We start from the raw sequence: 23,437 nt of genomic DNA on the forward strand, positions 1-23,437 counted from the left end.
AGATGTGTATAAGAGACAGGAGATAGGGGGAACGGGGGCGGATGGGCGGGCATAGCCGTCGCATGACGCCGTGCGATGTACCCGCCCGGCGTCGTCGGCGAGGATCTTGCGCGCCCGTTCATGCAGGTACTCGACGGTGATCAAGTAGGCGCACGTCGCCGTGAGCGATACGATCCAACAGATGAGCAGGGCGAACTTGGCGGGAAGCGCCAGCAGGGCGAGCAGCAGGGTCGCCGGCACCACGGCGAGGATGACCAGCCCGCGGCCGATAAGCATGGGGTAGCGACGCTCGAAGCGCGTTGCCCGCTGCGGGTCGGCGACCCAGGCGCCGGCGCTCACGAAGCTCTCGCCGCCGCGCTTGTCTAGCGCGTCCTCGGCGACATCATGCTCGGCGATCATGAGGTCGGTCTCGGCGAGCCTGCGGTCGAACAGGGTGTTGATGCCCACGAGATGCCGCCGCGCGCCGATGCCGACGAGCAGCGCCGGTATCGCGAACAGCAGCAGGGTCGCCAAGCTGCGGGCGTAGAAGTCCCCGTAAAAGCCGGCGACCGCCTCGCGCATGGCGTCGATGCCGTAGGTGAAGGGCAGCCAGGGGTGCAGGGCGCGGAAAAAGCCCGGCATCATCTCGATGGGATAGGTCCCCGAGGTGCCCGGAATCTGCAGCACCACGAGCAGGACGCCGAGCGCCTTGCCGATGTGCTTGAAGGCGACGGCGAGCGCATAGACGATGAGCACGTAGATGAGCGACTCGACCATGCCTGCGAAGACGTAGGCGACCGGCGCCACGCACTGGATGCCGAGTGCGATCACGCCTGCGCAGCAGATGATCGCCTGCAGCTGCCCCAGCACCGCAAGCAGCAGCCAGCGTCCGAAGAAGCCCTGCCAGGGTGCGATGGCCCCGAGGCCTTCCGGGTCGACCTCCAGTTTGTAGATGGCGACGAGCACGAAGCCGCCGACCCACAGCGCCAGGTTGGTGTAGAACGGCGCCACGCCCGCGCCATAGGTATCCACGGGGAAGACCGCGTGCGCGACCAGGGCTGCCGGTGCGCTCATGAACGAACCGACCTCGGTGGGGTCGAGGTGGACAAGGTCGCGCAGATCGGCGAAGGCCTCGGCGCCGCCGAGGGTGTCGATGTCAGCGGCGAGCCCGTCGATGTCCGTTGCAGCTTCCCGCAGCGAGGCGGACGTATCTTCGATGGTGTCGGCTGCCTGGGCGAGCAGGGCGTCGAGTTGGTCGAGAGACGACGCGGCCTGCGACGCGATCGGGGCGATTGAGCCCACGGCGCCCGACAGGCGCCCGCCCGCGTCGGCGAAGGCATCGAGTGAGGACGAGATCTGCGGTCCGATGACGCCGGAAAGCTGTGCCTGCAGGTCGCTCAAGGCGTCTGCTCCGTCCTGAATGCTCCCGTTCAACGAGCTCGACAGGTCGCGCACGCCATCGGCGGCCGCCTTGATGTCGTCTGATAGCTCCTGCAGTCGGTCGAGCTGGGCCAGCTGCTCGTCGGATAGATCGGAAAGCAGGCCGATTTCCGTATCGATCTGCTGGAGCGCTTGCGTTCGCAGACCGTTTTGATCGGCGCCGTCGAGCGCCTCGATTGCATCGCGGGCGTTCTCAAGCGAGGTCATGAGGTTGCGCACCGTATCGTTGAGGGCGCGGATCTGCGCGATGGCGGCATCGATCTTGCCCTGCGCCCAGCCGATGTCTCCGGCGAGCTCTCCGATGTCGTAGGAGGCTTTCGACGAGATGCCGGCGATGGTTCTCGCGTCGGTGCCCATGTCGCCTGCGAGCTGGCCTGCGAGCGTCTGGGTACCGGAGCGCGCGGTGCCGAGAGCGTCCTGCGCGCGGTCGAGCGAATCGGCAAGCGACGAGGTCGAGTCGGCGATCTGCTCCAGGGCGCCCCGGGCGTCCCCGACGGTCTGTCGAGCCGATCCGATGCGCCGCTGCGCACCGTCCAAGTCGTCTGCCAGCGCGGTGAGTGCCGCCGCGGTGTCGTGGAGGCTCCCCGCGGCATCCTGGGCCGTCTGGTCGACGCTTGCGGTCGCGGATGAGGCGGCCCCTTTGAGCTTGTCGGCCACGGTATCGCCCACCACGCGCATGAACTCGCTTTCAATCTGGGCCTCGAGCGTGGTCGCGCCGGTGTCGGTCACCTTGGGCGCGATGGCGTTGGTCTTCTCGTTGACGTAGTAGGCGATATCCGCCGTCTTCGGCTTGCCGTCGACCACGCCTGCGAGTGTCGCCGAGAAGTCGCGGGGGATGACGATCGCCGCATAGGCGCGGCCCGCCTCGACCTCGGACACGGCATCGTCCTCGTTGGGGGAGAAGGTCCAATCGAGCTGGTGGTTCTCTGCAAGCCGTTCGCGGATCATCTCGCCGGCGTTGACGTCTCCCAGCCCGGGCACCGTTGCGCCCTCGTCCTCGATGACGACCTCCACCGGCACGGTCCCCGTGTTCTCATAGGGGTTCCAGTTGGCCAGGATGTTGATCCATGCGTACAGCGACGGGATGATGCACACGCCGAGCGCGATGACGATGGCGGCGGGATTGCGCGCGATGCGCTTAAGGTCCCTGATGAAGATTTGCAAGACGGTACCCACGGCGTCCCCCACGACGATTCGATGACAAAGTGTTGGAATGTTGTATCCGAGTGGATGGGTTCTTATGCACGCTCATCCAAGTTTTTTGAAAAAAATTCAAAAAACGTAAGCGATGCTACACTTTCCGGTGGATAAGCTGAGCGAAGGAGACGGTATGGTGAAGCGGGCCGACGGAACGGAACAGGGTGGCGCGAGCGCCAAAACGGCGAAGAGCGCCGCGACGCGCGAGAAAATCATGGCCGCCGCAACCCAGCTCATGGTCGAGCGCGGCGGTACGGGCTTTCAGATCGGCGAGGTGTCCGATCGGTGCGGCATCTCCAAAGGCGCCCTCTACTACTATTTCGCCGATAAGGGATCACTTGTGCAGGCGATCTTCGATCGGGCGATGGAAGGGCTTGTCGCCGACGTCGAGGCCGCGGTCGCCCAGGCTCCTTCCTCGCGCGCTTCGATTCTGGGGCTCGTCGGCGCACTCGCGCATGCGGTCCGTCCCGGCAGCGCGCTTACGCTTGCGCTCGCCCATGGCATCTGGGATGTGGAGCACGAGGTGCTTCCGCACATCAAGGAGCGCATGGAGCGCATCATCGCGGTGCTCGAGGCGCAGCTCGAGCGGGCCAAGGTCGAGGGGCTCGTCAAGCCGGATGCCAACAGCCATCTGGTGGCGGTCGCCATCATCGGCGCCTTCGCGATCTCCGAATACGCCGGCGAGGCGGTCGATGCCGCGGGCGACCCCGAGGCATTCGCCCACGGCGTGCTCGATGTGGTGTTCCACGGTATCGGCGCGTGACGAGGTGCCGCCTGCGTTTCGCGACAAAATTGAGCTGATTGCCAGGGCTAACGGAGTGCTGTCACGGTGACGAGGCCCACGATTGCCGCAGTCGCCCAGAACGCGAACGGGACGAGCTCGGGCGGCATCAGGGCGCAGGCGGCAGCTGAGACCAGCGCAGTGAGTCCCAGTGCGCTTTCGCAGGATAGGCGCGGTCTTCCCGGCGTGCGCTCGGCTGCGTCAAGCGCGCCGCAGAGCGCAAACACGATATCGAGGGCAAGCACGGACGAGAATGCGCCAAGCGCCGAGACGATACCCGAGCCCCATGCGATGGGGGTGCAGACGAGAAGCGATGCCGCGGCGGTGACGGCGAGCGCGGGAAGGGCGTCCAGCGCGAGCAGCGCCGCCGTCGACACAGGCAAGTGGTCGCGCATGAAGCGGTTGCCCATATCGTCGGTGAACGTCCGGGCGATTGCGCGCGGGAGCTCGGAACAGGAGAGCGCAAACAGCAGCCATGAGGCGGCACCGAGGATGCGCCCGCCCGTTGCCCCTCCGAGCATGCCGGACGCGGCGCTCATCTCGGCAAGGGAGCCGGAAAGCAACGCGACGCCCATCGGCGCCAGGACGGCGCCAGCCCCCAGCAGCTGCGGCAGCATGTCGTATCTGCGAACGAGCGAGATGGCGGAGCGCGCGAGGACCGTTGCCGTTCCCCTGATGCATGGCATGTGGCCGATAGGGCGACGCCGCGCCGCGCGACGGCTTTTGATGAGGCTGCGGTAGAGCTTGGGGTTGTAGACCGCCATGCGGCGCACCGCGTAGACGGAGGCGTCGCCGGCATCGCACGTGAGCGCGCAGGCAGGTAGAGTGCGGGCGACGACCGCGCTCGTCGCGACGAGCAGAAGCGTACCTGCTGCAGCAGCGATGGGTGCGGATGCTCCGGGCTTGCCGAAGATCGGCGCTTGAGCAATGCCAGCGAACCGGGGGAGGAGCGCACCGGTCGTGACGACGAGCATGATGCCCGCCGCGGCGATGGCGCAGACGAGGGCGAGGCGCCGTCTGCCCACCATGCGCAGACGGACCTCTCCAACGATCCAGGCGAGGGTATATGCCGCACCCGTCATCAGGCCTGCGGTCATCGCGTAGGGCAGGCAGGTTACGAGGTCGGTTTGGGTGCCGAGCGCCGTTGCGACGAAGGCTGCGACGAGGTAGCCCGCAGCGCCTCCCATGAGGCAGCGCGCGGCCATTCGCGGTACGAGGTCGACGAGGTTCCAGCCGGCAAGTGCCACGGGCGTCTGCGCGAGCCAGGCGGCGTCGGGCGCGGAGACGGCCCAGGGTGCACGCCAGGCGGCGCGAACTGACCACAGGGCTGCCGCGCAGACGGGGAGCGCAAGGGCGGCTCCCGCGATGAGCGGGGCGATATCGGCGGTGACGGCTGCCATCTCGGGGCTGTCGGTCTGCGCGGATCCGGTAACGAGGCCCAATATCCACAGCCAGCACGCGACAGTGCATCCGCAGACGATGACCGCCACGTAGAGCAGGTAGATTCGTTCGCTCAAATCGCGCGTGTCGTCCAAGTCAGCACCGGCCGCCCACAGCCAGAAGTTGGCGGAGGCGCGCAGGTGTTTGCGCTTGAGCCAAAGCATGGTGGAAAGACCATCGAACATGATCGTCACCTATACGGATTTCCAAAACGCATCGTCGACGGGGCCTTCAAGATGCTCCAGCCTTCCGTCCCTGAGCATGAGCATGCAGGTGGGCTGGAGCGTTTCGAGCGCATGGTGGCAGCTCATGATTATGGCGCAGCCGCAAGCGGCGGCACGGGCGAGCTCCTCCTCGAGCACGCGCGCGGAGGTGGGGTCGAGCGGGCCGGTGGGCTCGTCGAGCATCAAAAGATCTGGCTGGACGGCCAAGGCGAGTGTGCAGGCGAGCTTCTCGCGCATGCCCCGCGAGAAGCTTTGCGGATACTGGTCGCAAAAGCGCGCGATGCCGAAGCGCTCGAGCAGGCGGTCGGCCTCGTCCCAGCGCTCGTCGTCCCAGCCGTTAGCCCGCCCCAAGAGCTCGACATGCTCGTATGCGGTAAGGTCGTCGTAGAACGCGGGGACGTCCGCGACGAACGCCATGCGGCTTCGCTCGACGGGCTTGGCGCGTTCGAGCGTGGTGCCGTTGAGCAGGATGGCGCCCTCGCGGAGCCGCTCCCAGCCCGCAAGGCAGCGCAGAAGCGTGGATTTTCCCGCACCGTTGGGGCCGACGAGCAGGGCGACGTCACCCGCAGCGAGCGAGAAGGTCACCTGCTCCCAGATATTGGCGCGCCCATAGCCGAACGCGATGTCTCGAACATCGAGGATGTCCATGGCGAGCCTTTCGCTTACCGCACCGTGAACACGTAGCTCACGGTGCCCTCGTCAAAGGTGACCTTCGCGCAATAGCGCCAACCGGGCTCGATGGTGAGCGTTGCCGTGCTGTCGACGAGTGCTACCTCGACCTGCTCGCCGGAAAGCGCGTCCGCATCGATATCCGAAGGGGAACCGGCTTTCTCGGCAGCCGCCGCGATGGCGTCCTCCCTCCAGCGCGTGACCGATACCGAGCGGGCAGGGCGGTCGAGGGCGAGTGCGGCCTCGATGGCGTCGTCGATGCACGCATCAGGGATGTCGTCGCGGGAGATCTGCGTGGGGTGGGGGACGTCGGCAACGACGGTCTGCATCTGCCCGTCCTCCTTAAAGCTCCAGGTGAAGCCGTTGGTGAGGGGCATCAGCGAGACCGCCGCGAGATCGGTGGTGTAGTCGAGTGAGGCGCTTGCCGGCTGCGAGGGATCGGGCTCGCTCCAGAGCTGGGAGACGAGCTCGTCGTAGGCGGCGGCGTCCCCGGGCGCCCCTTCGTCGATAACCTCGACGCGGGTGATGCCGGGATACTGTCCGGGATAGCTCTCGAGCATGATGCCGTTGCCGGTTATGCGCACGACGTTGCCGGGCTCGAGGTCCTCAGGCGCGATGGCGGCGCCATCGATGTCGACGATCTCGGCGTCGCCGATCGCGGTCGGGACGAAGGGCGTCTCGGTGTCCCGGTCGACAAGCAGCAGGCTGTCGTCGCCCAGGCGAAGGACCATCGCGGTGCTCTCAAACTCCTGCTGTCCCTCTTGCTGTCCTGCGTCGCTTCCTTCGGTGCGCCGTGTGCCGTTGGTCGTGCAGCCGGCGATGCCGACAACGGCACCGAGACAGGCGAGCGCGATGATCGCGATGCGAAGCTTCATGGGCGGCCTTTCGCTAGGGCGGATAGAGTGAGACGAAGGCGGCTTCCCCGATCAGTCGTATGCCCGGTCGGGCATATCTCAAAGACTGACAGGTCGGTCATCGACTTCTTCAATATCTTTTCCCCATGGTACCCGAGAAGGCAGGCACACGATCGTCTCGCCGATAGCTTGCAGCCCTTACTTTCGCTCCTCCTCGTGGTTCGCCGAGATGTTGTGCGTGACGATCTCGTCCTCGTCTCGGCCGGTGACCATGCAATATACGAGGAAGATGAGCCGGACACCGAGATTCAAGAACAATAGGGCAAATACGAGGCCCATAGCGTTGACGGTGACGACTTGCTGGACGGTCGTTCCCATAAACAAAGAGAGACGCACGTTGTTGAATACTTTGTATGCGACGATGATTCCGACGACGGCGACAATAGCACGCGCTGGTGCCCATGCCTTGCATACCGCCTTGAGGGAACGGCAGGAAAAGAGAACCATGGTGGCGACGATGGCGAATGTGACGGCGACGATGCCGAGACAGGCAAGGACGAACGCTGGGTTGACGGGCTCATCATGGGCGGCTGCGCCGGAAAACCCGATGACGACGCCGAATATCGCGCCAAGAACCGTGAAGGTCACGATGATGAGCGCGTCGCGGGAGCGCTTTCCGCGGATGATGTCCCCAGCGTATTGCATTTCATCGCTGGTCGGCGGACGGACGAAGGCGACCATGGCATTCCTTTCGTCGGCTCGATTCCCGAAATGGTTTCGAGGCGTATCGCGATCGTACCCGTAAGGCTCAACGGCTCTGTAACGCTCGCGTAAAGCTTCGAGTCGAAAATGAGCGGGTCGATCGATGAGCAGACTGCCCGGCGGTGCCTTTGCCCGCGAAGTGTCTCATGTCATGCCGGAACACGGCGGTATGCGCGGCCGTCGTTGCTGCGCTCGAGGTATCCGAGGTCGACGAGCATGCGGCGCAGCCACGCGTGGTCGTCGACGATATCCAGCAGGATGAAGTTGACCTCCTGCTCGGTGTAGGTCCGGTTCTCTTCGAAGCGGCTCGTCGCATAGCGCAGCAACGCCTGCCGATAGACATCCTTGCGCGGTATGGTTGCAACCCGACCCGTCTCATCGGTGAAACGGCGCCGGAACTCGGCGTCGATGTGCGCGATGTCGTCGTTCATGGGCGCCTCCTGGGGCGAGGGGTGTTCCGGCGCATCAGTCCGCCATGTAATCGTGGAGCACGGCCTCGATGTTGTTGCCCTCGGGGTCGAGCACGAAGCAGGCATAGTAGCCAGGATGGTAGTCGCGCGGGCCCGGGGCGCCGTTATCGGTGCCGCCGTCGAGCGCAGCCTCGTAGAATTCCTGGACGTCGTCGGTGGTCTTGGCGCGCCATGCGTAATGGCTCGGCGCGGGGGCGATGCCCTCCTTGGCCGCCGAGATCCAGACGGCGTCACCCGTCTCGTCGTCGACGAACTGCGTACCGCCCGGGTACTCCACGCCCTTGTGATAACCGACGGTCGCAAGCACACGCTCGTAGTAGGCAGCCATGGCGGCGGGGTCGGACGCATGGATGATGAGATGGTCGAACATGGCATTCCTTTCGTCGCCGGGTGCCGGCGGACGGGTGGGGACGTGTCCGGTTCATCCCCTTTTCGCCAGCGATGGTGACGGCCGGCTCCATTTTCCCATCGCGCCCATGGGCGGATGCCGATACCTTCGGCGAGTGGCGCGCCTCGCGCTGGGGACCAGCAGTTGCCCCGTGTCAGAATCGAGATGTTCGCGAAGTGAGTGCTTCATATCGAAAACCCTTTGTATACGGCAGAGGTTGCAATTCGTGTAACTGCGGATTCCTTGCTGTGCAGCAGAGGGACACTCGAGGAATCCAAAACGAAGCGCTCACTTCGCGAAGTCGGGCGAGCCCCAGTGCGCTCGGAGGGGCTGCCCCATCGATCAGAGGGAGCACTATCGTGCAAAATGGCCACGTCGCCCGAGACCGCCTTGCCGTTTTGGCGTGCGTTTCGCCATCTTCAGCGTGCTACCATCGTGGACGCGATACGAAAGCGAGGAGGCGCGCATGAAGCAGGCGGTCGTGGGGCTTGTCGCCCACGTGGACGCGGGCAAAACGACACTGGCGGAAGCCATGCTCTTCGCAGCGGGCTCCATCCGCGCACGCGGGCGCGTCGACCGCGGGGATGCGCACCTGGACAGCGATGTCATGGAGCGCGAGCGCGGGATCACGATTTTCTCCTCGCAGGCGTCGTTCGATTTCGAGGGCTTCCATTACATGCTGCTCGACGCCCCGGGGCACGTCGACTTTTCCGCCGAGGCCGAGCGCACGCTGCGCGCACTCGACTGCGCCGTGCTCGTAATCGGCGCAAACGACGGCGTCCAGGGGCATACCGAGACCATGTGGGACCTGCTTGCGCGCTATCGGGTGCCGACATTCCTGTTCGTCAACAAGATGGACCTTGCCACCGCCGATCCGGATGCGCTGATGCAGCAGGTCCATGGGCGCCTTGACCCGATGTGTCTGGACGGTGCGGCCCTGCTCGATGCCGACGAGTCCGTAACGGAGGACGCCGCGGCGACCGACGAGGCGGCGCTCGATGAGTATCTCGAGACTGGCACGCTCGCCCCCGCGACGCTTCGCCGTCTGGTCGCCGAGCGTCGCATCTTTCCCGTGTTTTCGGGGGCGGCGCTGCGCGGCGACGGCGTCGAGGACCTGCTGCGCGGTATCGCATCGTTCATGCCCGAGCGCACGTGGCCCGACGAGTTCGCCGCGCGCGTGTACAAGGTGAGCCGTTCGTCGCGCGGCGAGCGGCTGGCATGGCTCAAGGTCACCGGCGGGGTGCTGCGCGCCAAGATGTTCGCCTCGGGCACCGACCATGGCGAGGTATGGGAGGAAAAGATCGATCAGGTCCGCATCTACCAGGCCGATTCGTTTCAAACGGTGACGGAGGTCCCCGCAGGGCGCATCTGCGCGGTGACGGGTCTTTCGCACGTGATGCCGGGCAGCGCCCTCGGTGCCGAGCCGCAGGGTCTGGCGCCGCTGCTCGCCCCCGTCCTGTCCTACCAGGTGCTCCCCGGCGAGAACGACGTGCATACGGTGGTGCGCGCCCTGCGCGAACTCGCCGATGAGGACCCTCTGCTCGGCGTGAGCTGGCAGGAGCATCTGCAAGAGGTGCACGTGCAGCTCATGGGCGCCGTGCAGCGCGAGGTCGTGCAGCAGGTGCTCGCGGAGCGCTTCGGTCTAGCCGTCGATTTCGGTCCGGGCGGCATTCTGTACAAAGAGACGCTGCGCGCGCCCGCGGAGGGTGTCGGCCACTTCGAGCCGCTTCGGCATTACGCTGAGGCCCACCTGCTTATCGAGCCCCTGCCGCGCGGGATGGGAATCGAGGTCGGTACGCGCTGCTCGGAGGACGACCTCGACCGCAACTGGCAGCGGCTCATTCTCACCCATGTGCTCGAGCGCGAGCATCTCGGCGTGCTGACCGGCTCGCCGCTCGCTGACGTGCGCATCACGCTGCTCGCCGGTCGCGCGCATGCCAAGCACACCGAGGGCGGCGACTTTCGGCAGGCGACCTACCGCGCCATCCGCCAAGCGCTCATGTGCGCCCGCGAGCAGGGGGCGTGCGAGCTGCTGGAACCCTGGTACCGCTTCCGCCTGGTGGTGCCCGCGGACAAGGTCGGGCGGGCGCTCGCCGACCTGCAGCGCATGGGGGCGTCGTTCGATCCGCCAGCGACAGCGGGGGAGGTCGCCACGCTCGTCGGATTCGCGCCGGCATCAGAGATGCGCGAGTACGCGCTCGACGTGACGGGCTACACGGCGGGGCTTGGACGTCTGGCGCTCGAATATGCCGGGTATCGGGAATGCCACGACGCGGAACGCGTGATTGCCGAGGCCGCCTACGATCCGGAGGCCGATCTGCCCAACACGCCGGATTCGGTCTTCTGCGCGCACGGGGCGGGCTATACCGTCAAGTGGCACGAGGTCGCCGAGCAGGCGCACGTGGAGGTCGATCCCGCGCGCCTGCGTCCCTGGCGCGAAGCCGACGCCTCGTTTTTCGCGCGGGGGTAGCGCGCGCAGGGGTGCTCGGCGCTCCCTGCGAAGCGCATGTGCGTTTACGGTTCGGTTTATGGATGACCTGCCGAGTAGACCGCTGAAACCGCAAGCTCGCTACCAGCGCGTTTGCTTCGAGCGTCGGCGATGATACTCGGCCATCCCGCCGTAAACCGCACCGTAAACCATTTTTTTTTGAGATAAAGAGGAAGCCCTCGCGTTCTCAGCGCAGCATCCAGGCAAAACCCCAGCTTGGCATATCGACGGTCGCGACCTCGGCGGTCGTGCCGGCTACCAGATCGGTGTATGCGGCAGCCTCGGGCATCCAGATCGTCTTGGCGTCGTCGCTGAAGTTGAACACGGCGTGCAGCGTCCTGTCGCCGAAGCTGCGCACGATCCACAGGATCGAGGCGTCGTCGTAGTTCTTGGTGCGCACGTCGGCATCGGCCGAGAACACCGGCTCGCTGCGGCGGATATCCTCAAGCGTGCGCAAGGCGTTAAAGATCCGCTGCTGGACGGACCCGGGTCCGTCGATGTTCTCTGCAAGCCGCCAGTCGAATGCGCCGCGGTGGATGTAGCGGGAGTCCTCGGCCTTCTCGGGGTCGTCCTTGTAGGTGTAGTCATTGACCTGGCCGACTTCGTCGCCGCTGTAGATGATGGGCAGCCCCGACTGCGTGAACATGTAGGCGTGCAACATGATGTCCTTGCGGATGGCAACCTCCATCGCCTCGTCGTCGCCTTCGAAGCCGGCCGCCTCGATGCCGCACATGGATGCGGTGGTGGCGCAGAAGCGCGCATCGCCCGTGACGGGGTCGGCGTTGTAGAGCTCGCCGCGCGAGACGCTGCCGGGCGTATGGCCCTGGAAGTAGTCGTTCAGGTACGCCTTGTGCGGCACTTCCGCCATGCCCCACGTCGAGAGCGTCCCGTAATCCAAGCCCCAGCCGATATCGTCGTGGCAGCGCAGATAGTTGAGGAAGGTGTAGCTACGGGGCAGCGAGCATACGATGTCGGTCTGCTGGCGCAGCAGGCGCGCATCGCGCGTCGCGACGGTATTCCAGGTGGTCGCCATGGTGGTCACGTTGTAGAGCATGTGGCACTCGGGCTTCTCGACGGTGCCGAAGTACGGCGCGACCTCCACCGGCGCCATGACGACCTCGCCCAGAAGCACGATGCCCGGGCACACGATCTCGCCGATCATGCGCATCATGCGCACGATAGTGTGGACCTGCTTGAGGTTGCGGCAGTTGGTGCCGAGCTGCTTCCAGATGTAGGGGACCGCATCGATGCGGATGATGTCGATGCCCTGGTTTGCCAGGAACAGGAAGTTGTACATCATCTCGTTGAACACGCGCGGGTTGCGGTAGTTGAGATCCCACTGGTAGGGGTAGAACTGCGTCATCACGCACTGGTCAAGTTCGGGCAGGTAGGTGAAGTGGCCGGGTGCGGTGGTGGGGAAGACCTGCGGCACGTCGCGCGTGTAGCGGTCGATGATGCCCTGATCGCGCACGAAGAAGTAGCGGCTCATGTACTCGCCCTCGCCGGCGCGGGCGCGCCGGGCCCACTCATGCTCGTCGGAGGTGTGGTTCATGACGAAGTCCATGCACAGGCTGATGCCGCGTGCGTGGCATTTTGAGGCGAGGTGCGCGAGGTCGTCCATGGTGCCGAGCGCGGGGTTCACGCGTCGGAAATCCGAGACCGCGTAGCCGCCGTCCGAGCGGCTCTTGTCGGCGGGCGTGTCGAGGAACGGCATGAGATGGATGTAGTTGACGCCGCATCGCTCGATATAGGGGAGATTCTTCTCGACGCCTTTGATGGTGCCGGCGAAATTGTCGATGTACATCTGCATGCCGAGCATGTTGGTCGCGCGGTACCACGCGCCGGCCTCCTCGCGTGCGAGGTCGAGCTTCTTGAGCTTGTTGTCGCGCTCGTCGAAGAAGCGCTTCAGCCCGTCGCAGAGCTCGGCGAACATATCGCCGTTGTCGTAGAGCTCCATGTAGAGCCAGCGCAGCTCATCGCGATGGCGCGCCATGCGCTCAGCGAAGATGGCGTCGGCGCGGGCGCGGGTCATGCGCATGGCGGGTTTGCTTGCGGGGGTGGCGGCAGTCGTGTCCGGTGCCGTCGCGGGGGAGGCGGGTGCTGCGCTCTCCGTGGTCTTCGTCATGTTCGCCATGGGCCATCCCTCTCCTTGTGCCTGCATGGGGGTTCAACGCGTTCATTCTATGTCCGGCTGGGAACGTTCACACCCCTCATGAGCACGATGGTTTCGACTCGTTGCATAGATGCATATCGGGACGGCATTCGACCACGCACCAGGTGCAGGTCGGCGTGAAGATGTGAGGGTGGCGCGGTGTCGTGCACAGCGGACATGGCGCTGTGGCGCCCATGCGCGCCGCATTGCGGCGACATGTCTTGGGGGCGTCCGCGCGCGCCGGCGCGTGCGTACGGAATGCGATATCTTGGTCGTGAAGTAACTGGGGCGTCCGCGCGCGCCGGCGCGTGCGGCTGGCGTAGACTTTCGATACAGTCAAATACAGTCAAACGTTGGATGGATAGGACGCGCAGCCCAGCGGTTGCCGGCGTCATGGAATGAGGGAGGAACCATGGCTATCGAGCGGGTCGCCATCATCGGCAAGGGTGCGGTCGGACTTCTGCACGGCAGCAAGATCGCGCGAAACGTCGGGCACGACGCCGTCGTCTACGTCATGGACGATGCGCGCTTTGCACGCCATGCGGGAGAGGTCGTGACCATCAACGGCGAGCCGTGCGACATGGCGACGATTCCTGCGAGCAGCGCCGAGCCGGTCGATCTGGTGATCTTGGCCGTGAAGGCGACGGGGCTTGGTGCAGCGATTGAGACCATGGCGCCCCTGGTCGGTCCCGACACGGCGATCATGTCGCTGCTGAACGGTGTGACCAGTGAGGAGCGCATCGCCAAGCGCTACGGCTGGGAGCATCTGGTGCTGAGCGTCACCCAGGGTATGGACGCGGTTTTTATCGGCGGCGAGCTCACCTATACCCATCCGGGCGAGATCCGCTTCGGCGCCGCGCCCCAGACGGCGCCGGGCGTCGTCGAGGCGATCGATGCGTTTCTCGACCGTGCGGGAATCGTGCATGCGGTCGAGGAGGACATCCGCCATCGCATGTGGACGAAGCTTATGACCAACGTCGGCGTCAACCAGACCTGCATGGTCTTTGGATGCGATTACGGCGCAGTATGCAAGCCGGAGAGCGAGGAGCACCGGTGTCTGATCGCCGCCATGCGCGAGGCGCTCGCGGTGGCGCGTGCGGAGGGCGTCGATGTGACGGAGGACGACCTGTGCCAGATGTACGCGATGTTCGAGTCGTTGACGCCTGATGGCTTGCCTTCGATGGCGCAGGACCGCATCAATAAAAAGCCGAGCGAGGTGGAGGAGTTCGCGGGGACCATCATCCGCCTTGCCGAGCGCCACGGCATCCTCGTGCCGCAGAACCGCTGGCTGTACCGGCGCGTTCATGAGATTGAGGAGACCTACGTCTCTGCAGCCCTGTGAAATAGCGCCCGAGCGGCGTCACGCGGTCACTGCGCGGAGCTCACGTAGCTTTCGTCGATGGTGATCTTGGGAATCGTGCGCGGATAGTGGTCGCGCACGATGTCCGAGACCCGTCGGCGAAGCGCGTCCTCGGAAAGCGGCAGGTCGGTCGGGCGCACGCAGTCAAAGATGACGTTGGTATGCGTGGGGCCGGGGACGCAGCGCAGGTCGTGGATGGTGATGCGCGGGTCGATGATCTTCACCGCCTGGTCGATCCAATTGCGCATGTTCGCGACGGTCGGGTCGTCGGTCACGATCGGGTCGTAATGCAGGGTGACGACGAGCCCGTCATCGTTTTTGAAGTCCTGCTCGATGTTGTCGATGAGGTCATGGCTCTCGAGGGGGTCCGCCTCCGCCGCCATCTCGACGTGGGCGCTCGCGAACTGACGCCCCGGACCGTAGTCGTGAACCATGAGGTCGTGGGTGCCCAGCACGCCGGGGTAGGACATGATCTTGGCGCGGATGTGCTCGACGAGCTCGGGCGAGGGCGCCTGGCCGAGCAGGGGATTGACGGTGTCGCGCACGAGGCCGATGCCGCTCCATACGATGAACAGGCCGACCGCTGCGCCGACGATGCCGTCGAGCTGGATATCGGCGACATGGGCAACGACGGCGGACAGCAGTACCGCGGATGTCGAGATGACGTCGTTGCGCGAGTCGACAGCGGTCGCCTCGAGTGTCTCGGAGCCGATGCGCCGGCCGATTGAGCGGTTGAAGGCGGCCATCCACAGCTTCACGACAATGGAGAGCGTCAGGATCGCGACGAGTACGGCGTTGAACTCCACGGGCGTGGGGTGCAGGATTTTCTCGATCGATGAGCCGACGAGGTTGATGCCAATCGCGAGCACGAGCGCGGCCACGACGAGGCCGGCGAGATACTCGTAGCGTCCATGGCCGTAGGGGTGCTCGGGGTCGGCGGGCCGACTCGCGAGCTTGAAGCCGAGCAGGCTCACGATGTTGCTCGCCGCATCCGACAGGTTGTTGACGGCGTCGGCGACGATGGATACCGAGCCCGCGAGCACGCCGATGGCGCCTTTCGCCATGCAGAGCAAGACGTTGCACACGATGCCGACGATGCCGGCGAACTGCCCGTAGCGCGTGCGCACGACGGGGTCTGCGGTGTCGGTGAAGTTGCGGACAAAGTGTCTGACGAGCCATTCGGTCATGGGTGATTCCTCCTTGTGAGGCTGTATTGTACCCCTGTGCTCGGCTGCCTTGCGCTTCGCCCGGCGACGATTGTCACCGTTGCGAACGCGTGACACGACGCCGCGTCGAATGCCGACGGTCCGCGCTCTCCGCACCGCCGATTCCGGCGTCCACAATATCTTGGTCAAGACCTTTTGTCGAATCATTTGATGTGAAGCGCGTGACGCGTCCTGTGGATTTTTCTCGACAGGCGCGTCGGATGGCAAAAGGCCGAAGCGCTGGTCAGAACCGTGACGCTCTCCGGTTTGCCGCCGCGGCTTAACGATCGATTTGAGTGAAGAAAAAAACACACGAGCGATGACCTGCCTAAACACAAGATATAGGGTCCTGCCGCTAAAAAGCCAACACCATGTAGTGAATCGCGTGACGTATAGTAGGTATCCGCCGCCACTCGCCGCAGGGGAGCCGCACCCGGTATCGGGTTCCCTTTCGGCGAGTGGCCGCATGGTGATGGGCTACCACGGATTCGAGAGGGCATACGCATGAAGATCATCAAGCGCAACGGCACCGAGGTCGCATTCGATATCGACAAGATCACGAATGCCATCCGCGGAGCCAACCGCGAGGTGAAAGAGCAGGACCGCATGACGGAGCGCGAGATCGTGTTCGCGTCCCAGAATGTTGCCGAGGCGTGCGAGAACGCCGGCCACACCGTCTCGGTCGAGGAGATTCAGGACCTCGTCGAGGACGAGATCATGGCGCTCGACCACTTCGAGGTCGCCCGCCACTACATCATCTACCGCTACGTGCAGAGCCTGAAGCGCCAGAAGAACACGACCGACGACAAGATCCTGTCGCTCATCGAGTGCAACAACGAAGAGGTCAAGCAGGAGAACTCCAACAAGAACCCGACCGTCAACTCGGTGCAGCGCGATTACATGGCGGGCGAGGTCTCCAAGGACCTCACGCAGCGCGTGCTGCTGCCGCAGGAGGTGGTCGAGGCCCACAACGAGGGCATCATCCACTTCCACGACTCGGATTACTTCGCCCAGCACATGCACAACTGCGATCTTGTGAACCTCGAGGACATGCTGCAGAACGGCACGGTCATCTCCGGCACGCTCATCGAGCGCCCGCACAGCTTCTCCACCGCCTGCAACATCGCCACGCAGATCATCGCCCAGGTCGCTTCCTGCCAGTACGGTGGCCAGTCCATCAGCCTCACGCACCTCGCCCCCTTCGTCGAGGTGTCCCGCCAGAAGATTCGCGGCCAGGTCGAGCGCGAGCTCGCCGAGCTCGGCGCGACGGCGCCCGAGGACAAGATCGCGAGCGTCGTCGAGGAGCGCCTGCGCGACGAGATCCGCCGCGGCGTTCAGACCATCCAGTACCAGGTCGTCACCCTCATGACCACCAACGGTCAGGCGCCGTTCGTGACCGTGTTCATGTACCTCAACGAGGCGCGCTCCGAGGCCGAGAAGCGCGATCTGGCCATGATCATCGAGGAGACGCTGCGCCAGCGCTACGAGGGCGTGAAGAACGAGGCAGGCGTGTGGATCACCCCGGCGTTCCCCAAGCTCATCTACGTGCTCGAGGAGGACAACGTCGCCGAGGGCTCGCCGTATTTCTACCTCACGCAGCTTGCCGCCAAGTGCACCGCCAAGCGCATGGTCCCCGACTACATCTCCGAGAAGATGATGCGCAAGCTCAAGCTGTCGAAGGGCGAGACCGAGGGCAACGGCGATTGCTACACCTGCATGGGGTGCCGCAGCTTCCTGACGCCCGACCGTTCGGGCAACGGCTTTGACAACGTGGCGCGCGCCAAGAACTACGAGCCCGGCAAGCCGAAGTACTACGGCCGCTTCAACCAGGGCGTCGTGACCATCAACCTGCCCGACGTTGCCCTGTCCTCGCACGGCGACCACGACCGCTTCTGGGAGATCTTCGACGAGCGCCTCGAGCTGTGCCACCGTGCGCTCATGTGCCGTCACGAGCGCCTGAAGGGGACGCTCTCGGACGCCGCGCCGATCCTGTGGCAGTACGGCGCGTTGGCGCGCCTGGACAAGGGCGAGACCATCGACAAGCTGCTCTATGGCGGCTACTCGACGATCAGCCTGGGATACGCGGGCCTGTACGAGTGCGTGAAGTACATGACCGGCGCCTCGCATACCGACGAGCGCGGCAAGGGCTTCGCGCTGGCGGTCATGCAGCACATGAACGACAAGTGCGCTGAGTGGAAGGCCGCAAGCAACATCGACTTCTCGCTCTACGGCACGCCGCTCGAGTCCACCACCTACAAGTTTGCCAAGTGCCTGCAGCGCCGCTTCGGCATCATTCCCGGCGTGACGGACAAGGGCTACATCACGAACTCCTACCACGTGCACGTGTCCGAGGAGATCGACGCGTTCAGCAAGCTGAAGTTCGAAAGCGAGTTCCAGCAGCTTTCGCCCGGCGGCGCCATCTCCTACGTCGAGGTGCCCAACATGCAGGACAACCTCAAGGCCGTCATCCGCGTCATGCAGTACATCTACGACAACATCATGTACGCCGAGCTCAACACCAAGAGCGATTACTGCCAGGTGTGCGGCTACGACGGCGAGATCAAGATCGTGGAGGACGACGGCAAGCTGGTGTGGGAGTGCCCCAACTGCGGTAACCGCGACCAGGAGAAGCTCAACGTGGCACGCCGTACCTGCGGCTACATCGGTACCCAGTTCTGGAACCAGGGCCGTACCGAGGAGATCCGCGACCGCGTTCTGCATCTGTAGGTTAGGTTCCGCGGTTCTGCCGAACCGCGGGACTGAGTCGACGCTGCGCGGACATCTGGCGGGCGATCTGACCTTCACTCGTCGGGCATGGGCAAAAGCCCTATGCCCTCCTCGTTCAGGCCACCTCGCCTCGCCAGCTGCCCGCTCGCTGACTGAGTGCTCGTCCCGAAAGCTTTTTGTGCTGGAAACAGGGGTGGCTCCATGTTCCCGGTTCGTGGTGGCGCGCTTCTCCCGAGAAGGGAGCAGTGCGCCTTTGTGCAGGGAGGCTGACGCGTGAATTACGCTGAGATCAAGTATTCCGATATCGCCAACGGCGAGGGCGTGCGCACGACGCTGTTCGTCTCCGGTTGCACGCGCGGCTGCCCGGGATGCTTCAACTCCGGCGCCTGGAGCTTTTCGGCGGGCGAGCCCTTCACCTGCGAGGTCGCCGACCGGGTCATTGCGAGCCTCGAGCCCGCTTTTGTCGATGGGCTCACGCTGCTGGGCGGCGAGCCTATGGAGCCCCAGAACCAGGCGGGGCTCGTCGACTTCATCGAGCGCGTGCGCGAGCGGTTTCCGCGCGGATGCGGCAAGACCATCTGGTGTTTCACCGGCGACACGCTCGACGAGCTCCTGCCCGGCGGGCGCCATCACACCGAGGTGACCGACCGGCTGCTCGATTGCATCGACATCTTGGTCGACGGTCCGTGGGTGGAGGATCTCTACGACATCACGCTGCGTTTTCGCGGTTCGTCCAACCAGCGCCTCATCGACCTGAACGCCACGCGCGCGCAGGCGGAAGAGCGGGGCGTGCCGCTTGACCAGGCGATTTGCCTGTGGCACGACGAAGAGGTGTACAGCACCCATTCGATGTGAGGCGCCTGCCCGCCCCTTATGGCGGGCGTCTGCGATGGCAGGCGACATGCATGGTACGATAGCGGGCATATAACGCGTTTGTTCGGGAGGGTTCATGGTCGATCAGGAAAAAGTTCAGCAGGCGGTGCGCCTGCTTCTCGAGGGCATCGGTGAGGATCCCGAACGCGACGGCCTTATCGATACGCCCGAGCGCGTGGCCCGCATGTACGCCGAGCTCGTATGCGGTATGGACCAAGATCCCTCGACGCATCTGTCCCGAACGTTCGAGATCGATTCAAACGATATGGTCGTGGAGCGGGGCATCACGTTCTACTCGCTGTGTGAGCATCATCTGCTGCCGTTTTACGGCACGGTGACCATCGGATACATCCCCTGCGGACGCGTGGCGGGTCTTTCCAAGCTCGCGCGCACCGTCGAGGTGTTTGCGCGCCGCCTGCAGCTACAGGAGCGTCTGACCTCTCAGATCGCCGATGCGCTCATGAAGGAGCTCGGCTGCGCGGGCGTCATCGTGCATATCGAGGCAGAGCACATGTGCATGACCATGCGCGGCGTCCAGAAGCCGGGTACGGTCACGATAACCTGCGCCTGTCGCGGCGCCTTCGAGGACGATCCATCGCTCGAGCGGCGCTTCTTCCAGATGCTGGGGCGGGCGTAGTGAAACGGGCGCCCGAGATGGCGCGCGTCGATGCCATCTGGCGCCATCCTCTGTACCAAGAGCAGCTCATGCGCATCGAGGAGCTCGAGCGCGACCGCGTTTTCTGCCGACACGGCCTGACGCATCTGCTGGACGTGGCGCGCATCATGTGGATGCTTGCGCTGGAGGAGGATGCGGCGGACGGGCTCTCCCGCGACGTGGTCTACGCTGCCGCCCTGCTGCACGATATCGGGCGCGCGGCGCAATACGAGATGAAAGAACCGCATGATATCGCCGGTGTTCGCATCGCGCGCGAGATTATGGGTACGGTAGATGACGGCCATGCATTCTCGCGTGAGGAGCAGGATCTGATCGCGGGCGCCATCGGCGCGCACCGTGATGGGATGGGCGCGGCAACGCCGCTTTCCCGCCTGCTGTATCGGGCCGACAAGCTGTCGAGACCCTGCTTCGCCTGCCCCGCCCGTCCGGAGTGCAACTGGCCTGAAGAGCAGCAGAACCTCACTATCTGCAGGTAACGGGAAACGGGCGCGGTCCCCTTTCCCACGAAGGAGACGATTCGCCATGGGCAAGAAGCATCAGAAGCATCTGCCGGAAAACGCCACGCCCGTCGAGGGCGCCGAGCTCGCGTGCCGCGAGACGGGGCTTCCCGCTACGCGCACCGCACTTGCGCGCGTGACGCACGATGACCTTTCGCGCGCCGACAAGATCCAGGTCGACGGCCTCGAGGTCTTTGCCAACCACGGAGTCTATGCGGAGGAGAACACGCTCGGCCAGAAGTTCGTCGTGTCGCTCACGCTCTACGCCGACCTGCATGCTGCCGGTCGACATGACGACCTCGCGGCGTCGATCGACTACGGCAAGGTGTGCCACGACGTCGACGCGTATCTGCGCGAGCATACGTTCAAGCTCATCGAGGCGGCAGCGGAGGGCGTGGCCGCGCAGCTGCTGTCGCGCTACGACGCGCTGCTCGGCGTGCGCGTGCGCATCGAGAAGCCCTGGGCGCCCGTCGGTCTGCCGCTGCGCACCGTCGCCGTGGAGATCGAGCGCACGCGATAAGCGACAAGATGTGGTCGGGTTCAAGTTTGTCGGGGTGGCGCCGCGGCGTTCGCGACGTCGCAAGCGCTGCGCTTGAGGAGCGCCGACATCGTGCGATTGTGCGGGCAGTAGATGTCCAGCAGCATATGGAACCGTGCGTTGTGGCTGGGCTCCATCAGGTGCGTGAGCTCGTGCGCGACGACGAACTCCAGGCATGCGCGGGGGTAGGCGGCGAGATTTGTGTTGATGCGGATGGCGCGTGTCGCGGGCGTGCAGGAGCCCCAGCGGGTCTTCATGCGGCGCAGGCTCCATCGGCTTGCGCTCACGCCCATGGCCGTCTCGGCGCGTGCGCTCACTTCGGGTAGCGCGCGTGCAAGCTCGCGACGGTACAGCTCATCGACGAGAAGGTCGTATTCCTCCGCGGAAAGGGGGGAGAGCCTGTCGCGCTCGACGGGGGCCGGCGCACCGAATGTCGAGGGCTTGGCCGCCGCACCAAAGCGGATGCCGGCGCGCTCGAGGGCGTCGGATAGCGGGATCAATGTCCCCCAGAGCGGGACGGTCGCAAGGTCTTGGGGGCGCTGCGGGCGCTGGCCGGTGTCCTCCCGCTGTCGTATTCGCTTCAGTATCCATGTCGCCTTTGCGTCCAGAAACGCTTGGGCCGCCACCAAGCTCGTACGGGCGGGAATGCTCAGCGCCACGCTTCCGTCGCTGCGGATGCGCAGGTTGAGGTTGCGCACACGCTTGCGCGAGACGGCGACGGGGATCCTTCTGCCGTCTGCTTCGACAAAAAGCGTATGGGTTGTTCCGACCAAGATGGCTCCTTACGGGGACGTGCGCATGAATACCGGCACAACGCTCCCGATTGTAGGGTATCCGCATGGACGGCTCGTGCGTGCGGCGTGAATTCTCGATGATGCCGCAGGCGATTGCAGAGGTCAGGCCGGCGCTGTCGGGCGCACGGGAGCAGGTCGCAAGTCCGGCTCGCTATAATGATGGGCCACAGCAAGCGCGACCCCTCGTGTCGCCCGACCAGAAGGAGCACGCATCCCATGATCAAGGTTGCCGTCCTCTTCGGTGGCATCTCCACCGAGCACGATATCTCCCTCAAATCCGCCGACAACGTTATCGCCCAGCTTCCGCGCGACCGCTTCGAGCCGGTGCTCATCGGCATCGACCGCGAGGGCGCTTGGTTCCACTACACCGGCGATGTCGCCGATATCGTCACCGGCGCCTGGGAGGAGCACGACATCAACCCGGTGGTCCTCATCCCGGGCCGTGGCGACGCCGACGCGCGCGGCGGCATGCTCGAGCTCGTGGGAGACGAGTTCGCCGAGCTCGACGTGGACATCGCCCTGCCCGTGCTGCATGGCCAGGGCGGCGAGGACGGCACCGTACAGGGTACGCTCGAGGCTTGCGGCATTCCATATGTGGGGTGCGGCGTGCTCGCGTCCGCGGTGTGCATGGACAAGGATGCCTCGCATCGTCTTGCCGCTGCCGCCGGCGTGCGCTCGCCCCAGTGCGAGGTGCTCTACCGCGGTGCGAGCGACGAGGCGTGCCTCGCCGTGGTCGAGAAGTGCGGCGGATACCCCGTGTTCGTCAAGCCCGCACGCGGCGGGTCGTCCATCGGTGTGTCCAAAGCGGCCGACGAGGCTGCCTACCGCGAGGCGCTCGACGCCGCGTTCGCCCTGGACGAGAAGGTCGCCGTCGAGGAAGCCATCACCGGCGTCGAGGTCGGCTGCGCCATCATGGGCGACGCGATCCACGGCACCAAGATGGGCGAGGTCGACGAGATCGTCATCACCGGCGACGGCTTCTTCCGCATCCATCTCGAGAAGGATCCCGGCGCCAACACCGAGCTGCGCTGCCCGGCGGAGCTTCCCGCCGACGTCATGGCGCGCGTGCGCGAGGCGGGTCGCACCGTGTACGAGGCGCTCGGGTGCTCCGGTTTCGCCCGCGTCGACCTGTTCGTGACGCCCGAGGGCGAGGTCGTGTTCAACGAGGTCAATTCCACGCCGGGTATGACCTACTACTCGCGCTTCCCGCAGATGATGCGCGTTGCCGGCCATGAGCTGGGCGAGGTGCTCGCCGAGCTCATCGACACCGAGATGGAGAACTAGAGGGCCTGTCGCCCGTTTGCCCGCGCATCGCGCGCGGGGGTATAGTGACCACCATGTGCTCGCGTCCAGACGGGGTGCGAGCGGCTACAGAAACGAGGATGTACATGTCCAACGATGGCAAGAAGGTTCGCGCCCACTACCGCGGCACGCTCGACGACGGCACGCAGTTTGACAGCAGCTACGATCGCGGTGAGCCCATTGAGTTCACCTGCGGCGCCCATCAGATGATCGCCGGCTTTGACGCGGCGGTCATGGAGATGGAGGTGGGCGAGAAGAAGACCGTCCATATTCCCGCTGATCAGGCGTATGGCCAGCACCGCAAGGAGCTGGTGTTCCGCATCCCCGCCGAGCAGGTTCCCAACATCGACCAGGTTCACACTGGTGACCACGTGTTCCTGTCCGGCCCCGCGGGCCAGCCGATCCCCGCGGTCGTGCTCGAGGTGCTGCCCGAGGGCGTCGTGATCGACGCCAACCACGAGATGGCCGGCAAGGACCTCAACTTCGAGATCGAGCTCGTCGAGGTGCTCGACTAACGCTGGGCAAACAGAGCGCGAAGCGCTCCCACACAAAGAGGGCGAGCCGAAAGGCTCGCCCTCGCCATATTTAACCCGCCAGCTCGTCCGGTGGATGCCGATGGCG

At 65.0% G+C, this 23,437-nt stretch carries 20 protein-coding genes; 10 read left to right on the plus strand and 10 right to left on the minus strand.

All coding sequences use genetic code 11. From position 1 onward, the window contains the following. The coding region (locus QUW00_RS01430; protein WP_289612626.1) for a YhgE/Pip domain-containing protein at positions 1-2,595 on the minus strand (2,595 nt) is incomplete at its 3' end. A 154-nt stretch (positions 2,596-2,749) separates the two neighbouring features. Here QUW00_RS01430 and QUW00_RS01435 point away from each other — a divergent pair. Then, a complete protein-coding gene (locus QUW00_RS01435) occupies positions 2,750-3,379 on the plus strand; it encodes a TetR/AcrR family transcriptional regulator (RefSeq protein WP_289612627.1) in 630 nt (209 codons plus the stop codon). A gap of 47 nt (positions 3,380-3,426) precedes the next feature. On the opposite strand, the gene QUW00_RS01440 is transcribed toward QUW00_RS01435, so the two are convergent. From QUW00_RS01440 to QUW00_RS01465, 6 genes are all read right to left on the minus strand, one after another. Next, the gene (locus tag QUW00_RS01440) at positions 3,427-5,022 is read right to left on the minus strand and encodes a hypothetical protein (protein ID WP_289612628.1); all 1,596 of its coding nucleotides are present in this window, start codon (positions 5,020-5,022) and stop codon (positions 3,427-3,429) included. 9 nt (positions 5,023-5,031) lie between these two features. Then, positions 5,032-5,709, minus strand: coding sequence for an ABC transporter ATP-binding protein (locus QUW00_RS01445; protein WP_289612629.1), 678 nt, complete (start codon positions 5,707-5,709; stop codon positions 5,032-5,034). Positions 5,710-5,723: 14 nt separating this feature from the next. Next, positions 5,724-6,605, minus strand: coding sequence for a hypothetical protein (locus tag QUW00_RS01450; RefSeq protein WP_289612630.1), 882 nt, complete (start codon positions 6,603-6,605; stop codon positions 5,724-5,726). A 177-nt stretch (positions 6,606-6,782) separates the two neighbouring features. Continuing rightward, positions 6,783-7,325, minus strand: coding sequence for a hypothetical protein (locus QUW00_RS01455; protein ID WP_289612631.1), 543 nt, complete (start codon positions 7,323-7,325; stop codon positions 6,783-6,785). A gap of 170 nt (positions 7,326-7,495) precedes the next feature. Beyond that, on the minus strand, positions 7,496-7,777 hold the full coding sequence (locus QUW00_RS01460) for a DUF2087 domain-containing protein (protein WP_289612632.1): 282 nt from the start codon (positions 7,775-7,777) through the stop codon (positions 7,496-7,498). A gap of 34 nt (positions 7,778-7,811) precedes the next feature. Next, positions 7,812-8,186 (minus strand): VOC family protein, encoded by a 375-nt coding sequence (locus QUW00_RS01465; protein WP_289612633.1) that lies wholly within the window; start codon positions 8,184-8,186, stop codon positions 7,812-7,814. Positions 8,187-8,670: 484 nt separating this feature from the next. Between QUW00_RS01465 and QUW00_RS01470 the strand changes: the two genes are divergently transcribed. Next, positions 8,671-10,674: an elongation factor G gene (locus QUW00_RS01470; protein ID WP_289612634.1), complete on the plus strand. Its 2,004-nt coding sequence runs from the start codon at positions 8,671-8,673 to the stop codon at positions 10,672-10,674. Between the two features lie 205 nt (positions 10,675-10,879). Here QUW00_RS01470 and QUW00_RS01475 read toward each other — a convergent pair whose 3' ends face one another. Next, entirely contained in the window at positions 10,880-12,826 is a 1,947-nt protein-coding gene (locus QUW00_RS01475) for an alpha-amylase family protein (protein WP_289612635.1), read from the minus strand. A 430-nt stretch (positions 12,827-13,256) separates the two neighbouring features. On the opposite strand from QUW00_RS01475, the gene QUW00_RS01480 reads away from it, so the two are divergent. Beyond that, positions 13,257-14,186 (plus strand): ketopantoate reductase family protein, encoded by a 930-nt coding sequence (locus QUW00_RS01480; RefSeq protein WP_289612636.1) that lies wholly within the window; start codon positions 13,257-13,259, stop codon positions 14,184-14,186. Between the two features lie 26 nt (positions 14,187-14,212). On the opposite strand, the gene QUW00_RS01485 is transcribed toward QUW00_RS01480, so the two are convergent. Continuing rightward, on the minus strand, positions 14,213-15,391 hold the full coding sequence (locus QUW00_RS01485; protein WP_289612637.1) for a cation diffusion facilitator family transporter: 1,179 nt from the start codon (positions 15,389-15,391) through the stop codon (positions 14,213-14,215). Positions 15,392-15,913: 522 nt separating this feature from the next. Here QUW00_RS01485 and nrdD point away from each other — a divergent pair. The 5 genes from nrdD (at position 15,914) to folB (ending at position 20,702) form a co-directional block, all read left to right on the plus strand. Beyond that, positions 15,914-18,136, plus strand: a complete 2,223-nt coding sequence (gene nrdD / locus QUW00_RS01490; RefSeq protein ID WP_289612638.1) for an anaerobic ribonucleoside-triphosphate reductase — start codon at positions 15,914-15,916, stop codon at positions 18,134-18,136. Between the two features lie 273 nt (positions 18,137-18,409). Next, on the plus strand, positions 18,410-18,991 hold the full coding sequence (nrdG, locus tag QUW00_RS01495) for an anaerobic ribonucleoside-triphosphate reductase activating protein (protein ID WP_289612639.1): 582 nt from the start codon (positions 18,410-18,412) through the stop codon (positions 18,989-18,991). Between the two features lie 94 nt (positions 18,992-19,085). Next, a complete protein-coding gene (folE, locus tag QUW00_RS01500) occupies positions 19,086-19,646 on the plus strand; it encodes a GTP cyclohydrolase I FolE (protein ID WP_289612640.1) in 561 nt (186 codons plus the stop codon). A 17-nt stretch (positions 19,647-19,663) separates the two neighbouring features. Further along, entirely contained in the window at positions 19,664-20,161 is a 498-nt protein-coding gene (locus QUW00_RS01505) for an HD domain-containing protein (protein WP_289612641.1), read from the plus strand. Between the two features lie 46 nt (positions 20,162-20,207). After that, the gene (gene folB, locus QUW00_RS01510) at positions 20,208-20,702 is read left to right on the plus strand and encodes a dihydroneopterin aldolase (RefSeq protein WP_289612642.1); all 495 of its coding nucleotides are present in this window, start codon (positions 20,208-20,210) and stop codon (positions 20,700-20,702) included. A 20-nt stretch (positions 20,703-20,722) separates the two neighbouring features. Here folB and QUW00_RS01515 read toward each other — a convergent pair whose 3' ends face one another. Further along, positions 20,723-21,493 carry a M48 family metallopeptidase gene (locus tag QUW00_RS01515; protein WP_289612643.1) on the minus strand — a complete coding sequence of 257 codons (771 nt, stop codon included), beginning with the start codon at positions 21,491-21,493 and terminating at the stop codon, positions 20,723-20,725. Between the two features lie 237 nt (positions 21,494-21,730). Here QUW00_RS01515 and QUW00_RS01520 point away from each other — a divergent pair, with 237 nt between their 5' ends. Continuing rightward, positions 21,731-22,798, plus strand: coding sequence for a D-alanine--D-alanine ligase family protein (locus tag QUW00_RS01520; RefSeq protein WP_289612644.1), 1,068 nt, complete (start codon positions 21,731-21,733; stop codon positions 22,796-22,798). A 104-nt stretch (positions 22,799-22,902) separates the two neighbouring features. Beyond that, entirely contained in the window at positions 22,903-23,331 is a 429-nt protein-coding gene (locus QUW00_RS01525) for an FKBP-type peptidyl-prolyl cis-trans isomerase (RefSeq protein WP_289612645.1), read from the plus strand. The last annotated feature ends 106 nt before the right edge of the window (positions 23,332-23,437 follow it).

It is taken from the genome of Collinsella tanakaei (genome assembly GCF_030373545.1).
Classification (GTDB): Bacteria; Actinomycetota; Coriobacteriia; order Coriobacteriales; family Coriobacteriaceae; genus Collinsella; species Collinsella tanakaei_C.

Bases quoted from the DNA above. Each gene is read 5' to 3' on its own strand.
- QUW00_RS01435 (WP_289612627.1), top strand. From the start codon at position 2,750: ATGGTGAAGCGGGCCGACGGAACGGAACAGGGTGGCGCGAGCGCCAAA.
- QUW00_RS01440 (WP_289612628.1), bottom strand. From the start codon at position 5,022: ATGTTCGATGGTCTTTCCACCATGCTTTGGCTCAAGCGCAAACACCTG.
- QUW00_RS01445 (WP_289612629.1), bottom strand. From the start codon at position 5,709: ATGGACATCCTCGATGTTCGAGACATCGCGTTCGGCTATGGGCGCGCC.
- QUW00_RS01450 (WP_289612630.1), bottom strand. From the start codon at position 6,605: ATGAAGCTTCGCATCGCGATCATCGCGCTCGCCTGTCTCGGTGCCGTT.
- QUW00_RS01455 (WP_289612631.1), bottom strand. From the start codon at position 7,325: ATGGTCGCCTTCGTCCGTCCGCCGACCAGCGATGAAATGCAATACGCT.
- QUW00_RS01460 (WP_289612632.1), bottom strand. From the start codon at position 7,777: ATGAACGACGACATCGCGCACATCGACGCCGAGTTCCGGCGCCGTTTC.
- QUW00_RS01465 (WP_289612633.1), bottom strand. From the start codon at position 8,186: ATGTTCGACCATCTCATCATCCATGCGTCCGACCCCGCCGCCATGGCT.
- QUW00_RS01470 (WP_289612634.1), top strand. From the start codon at position 8,671: ATGAAGCAGGCGGTCGTGGGGCTTGTCGCCCACGTGGACGCGGGCAAA.
- QUW00_RS01475 (WP_289612635.1), bottom strand. From the start codon at position 12,826: ATGGCGAACATGACGAAGACCACGGAGAGCGCAGCACCCGCCTCCCCC.
- QUW00_RS01480 (WP_289612636.1), top strand. From the start codon at position 13,257: ATGGCTATCGAGCGGGTCGCCATCATCGGCAAGGGTGCGGTCGGACTT.
- QUW00_RS01485 (WP_289612637.1), bottom strand. From the start codon at position 15,391: ATGACCGAATGGCTCGTCAGACACTTTGTCCGCAACTTCACCGACACC.
- nrdD (WP_289612638.1), top strand. From the start codon at position 15,914: ATGAAGATCATCAAGCGCAACGGCACCGAGGTCGCATTCGATATCGAC.
- folE (WP_289612640.1), top strand. From the start codon at position 19,086: ATGGTCGATCAGGAAAAAGTTCAGCAGGCGGTGCGCCTGCTTCTCGAG.
- QUW00_RS01505 (WP_289612641.1), top strand. From the start codon at position 19,664: ATGGCGCGCGTCGATGCCATCTGGCGCCATCCTCTGTACCAAGAGCAG.
- folB (WP_289612642.1), top strand. From the start codon at position 20,208: ATGGGCAAGAAGCATCAGAAGCATCTGCCGGAAAACGCCACGCCCGTC.
- QUW00_RS01520 (WP_289612644.1), top strand. From the start codon at position 21,731: ATGATCAAGGTTGCCGTCCTCTTCGGTGGCATCTCCACCGAGCACGAT.
- QUW00_RS01525 (WP_289612645.1), top strand. From the start codon at position 22,903: ATGTCCAACGATGGCAAGAAGGTTCGCGCCCACTACCGCGGCACGCTC.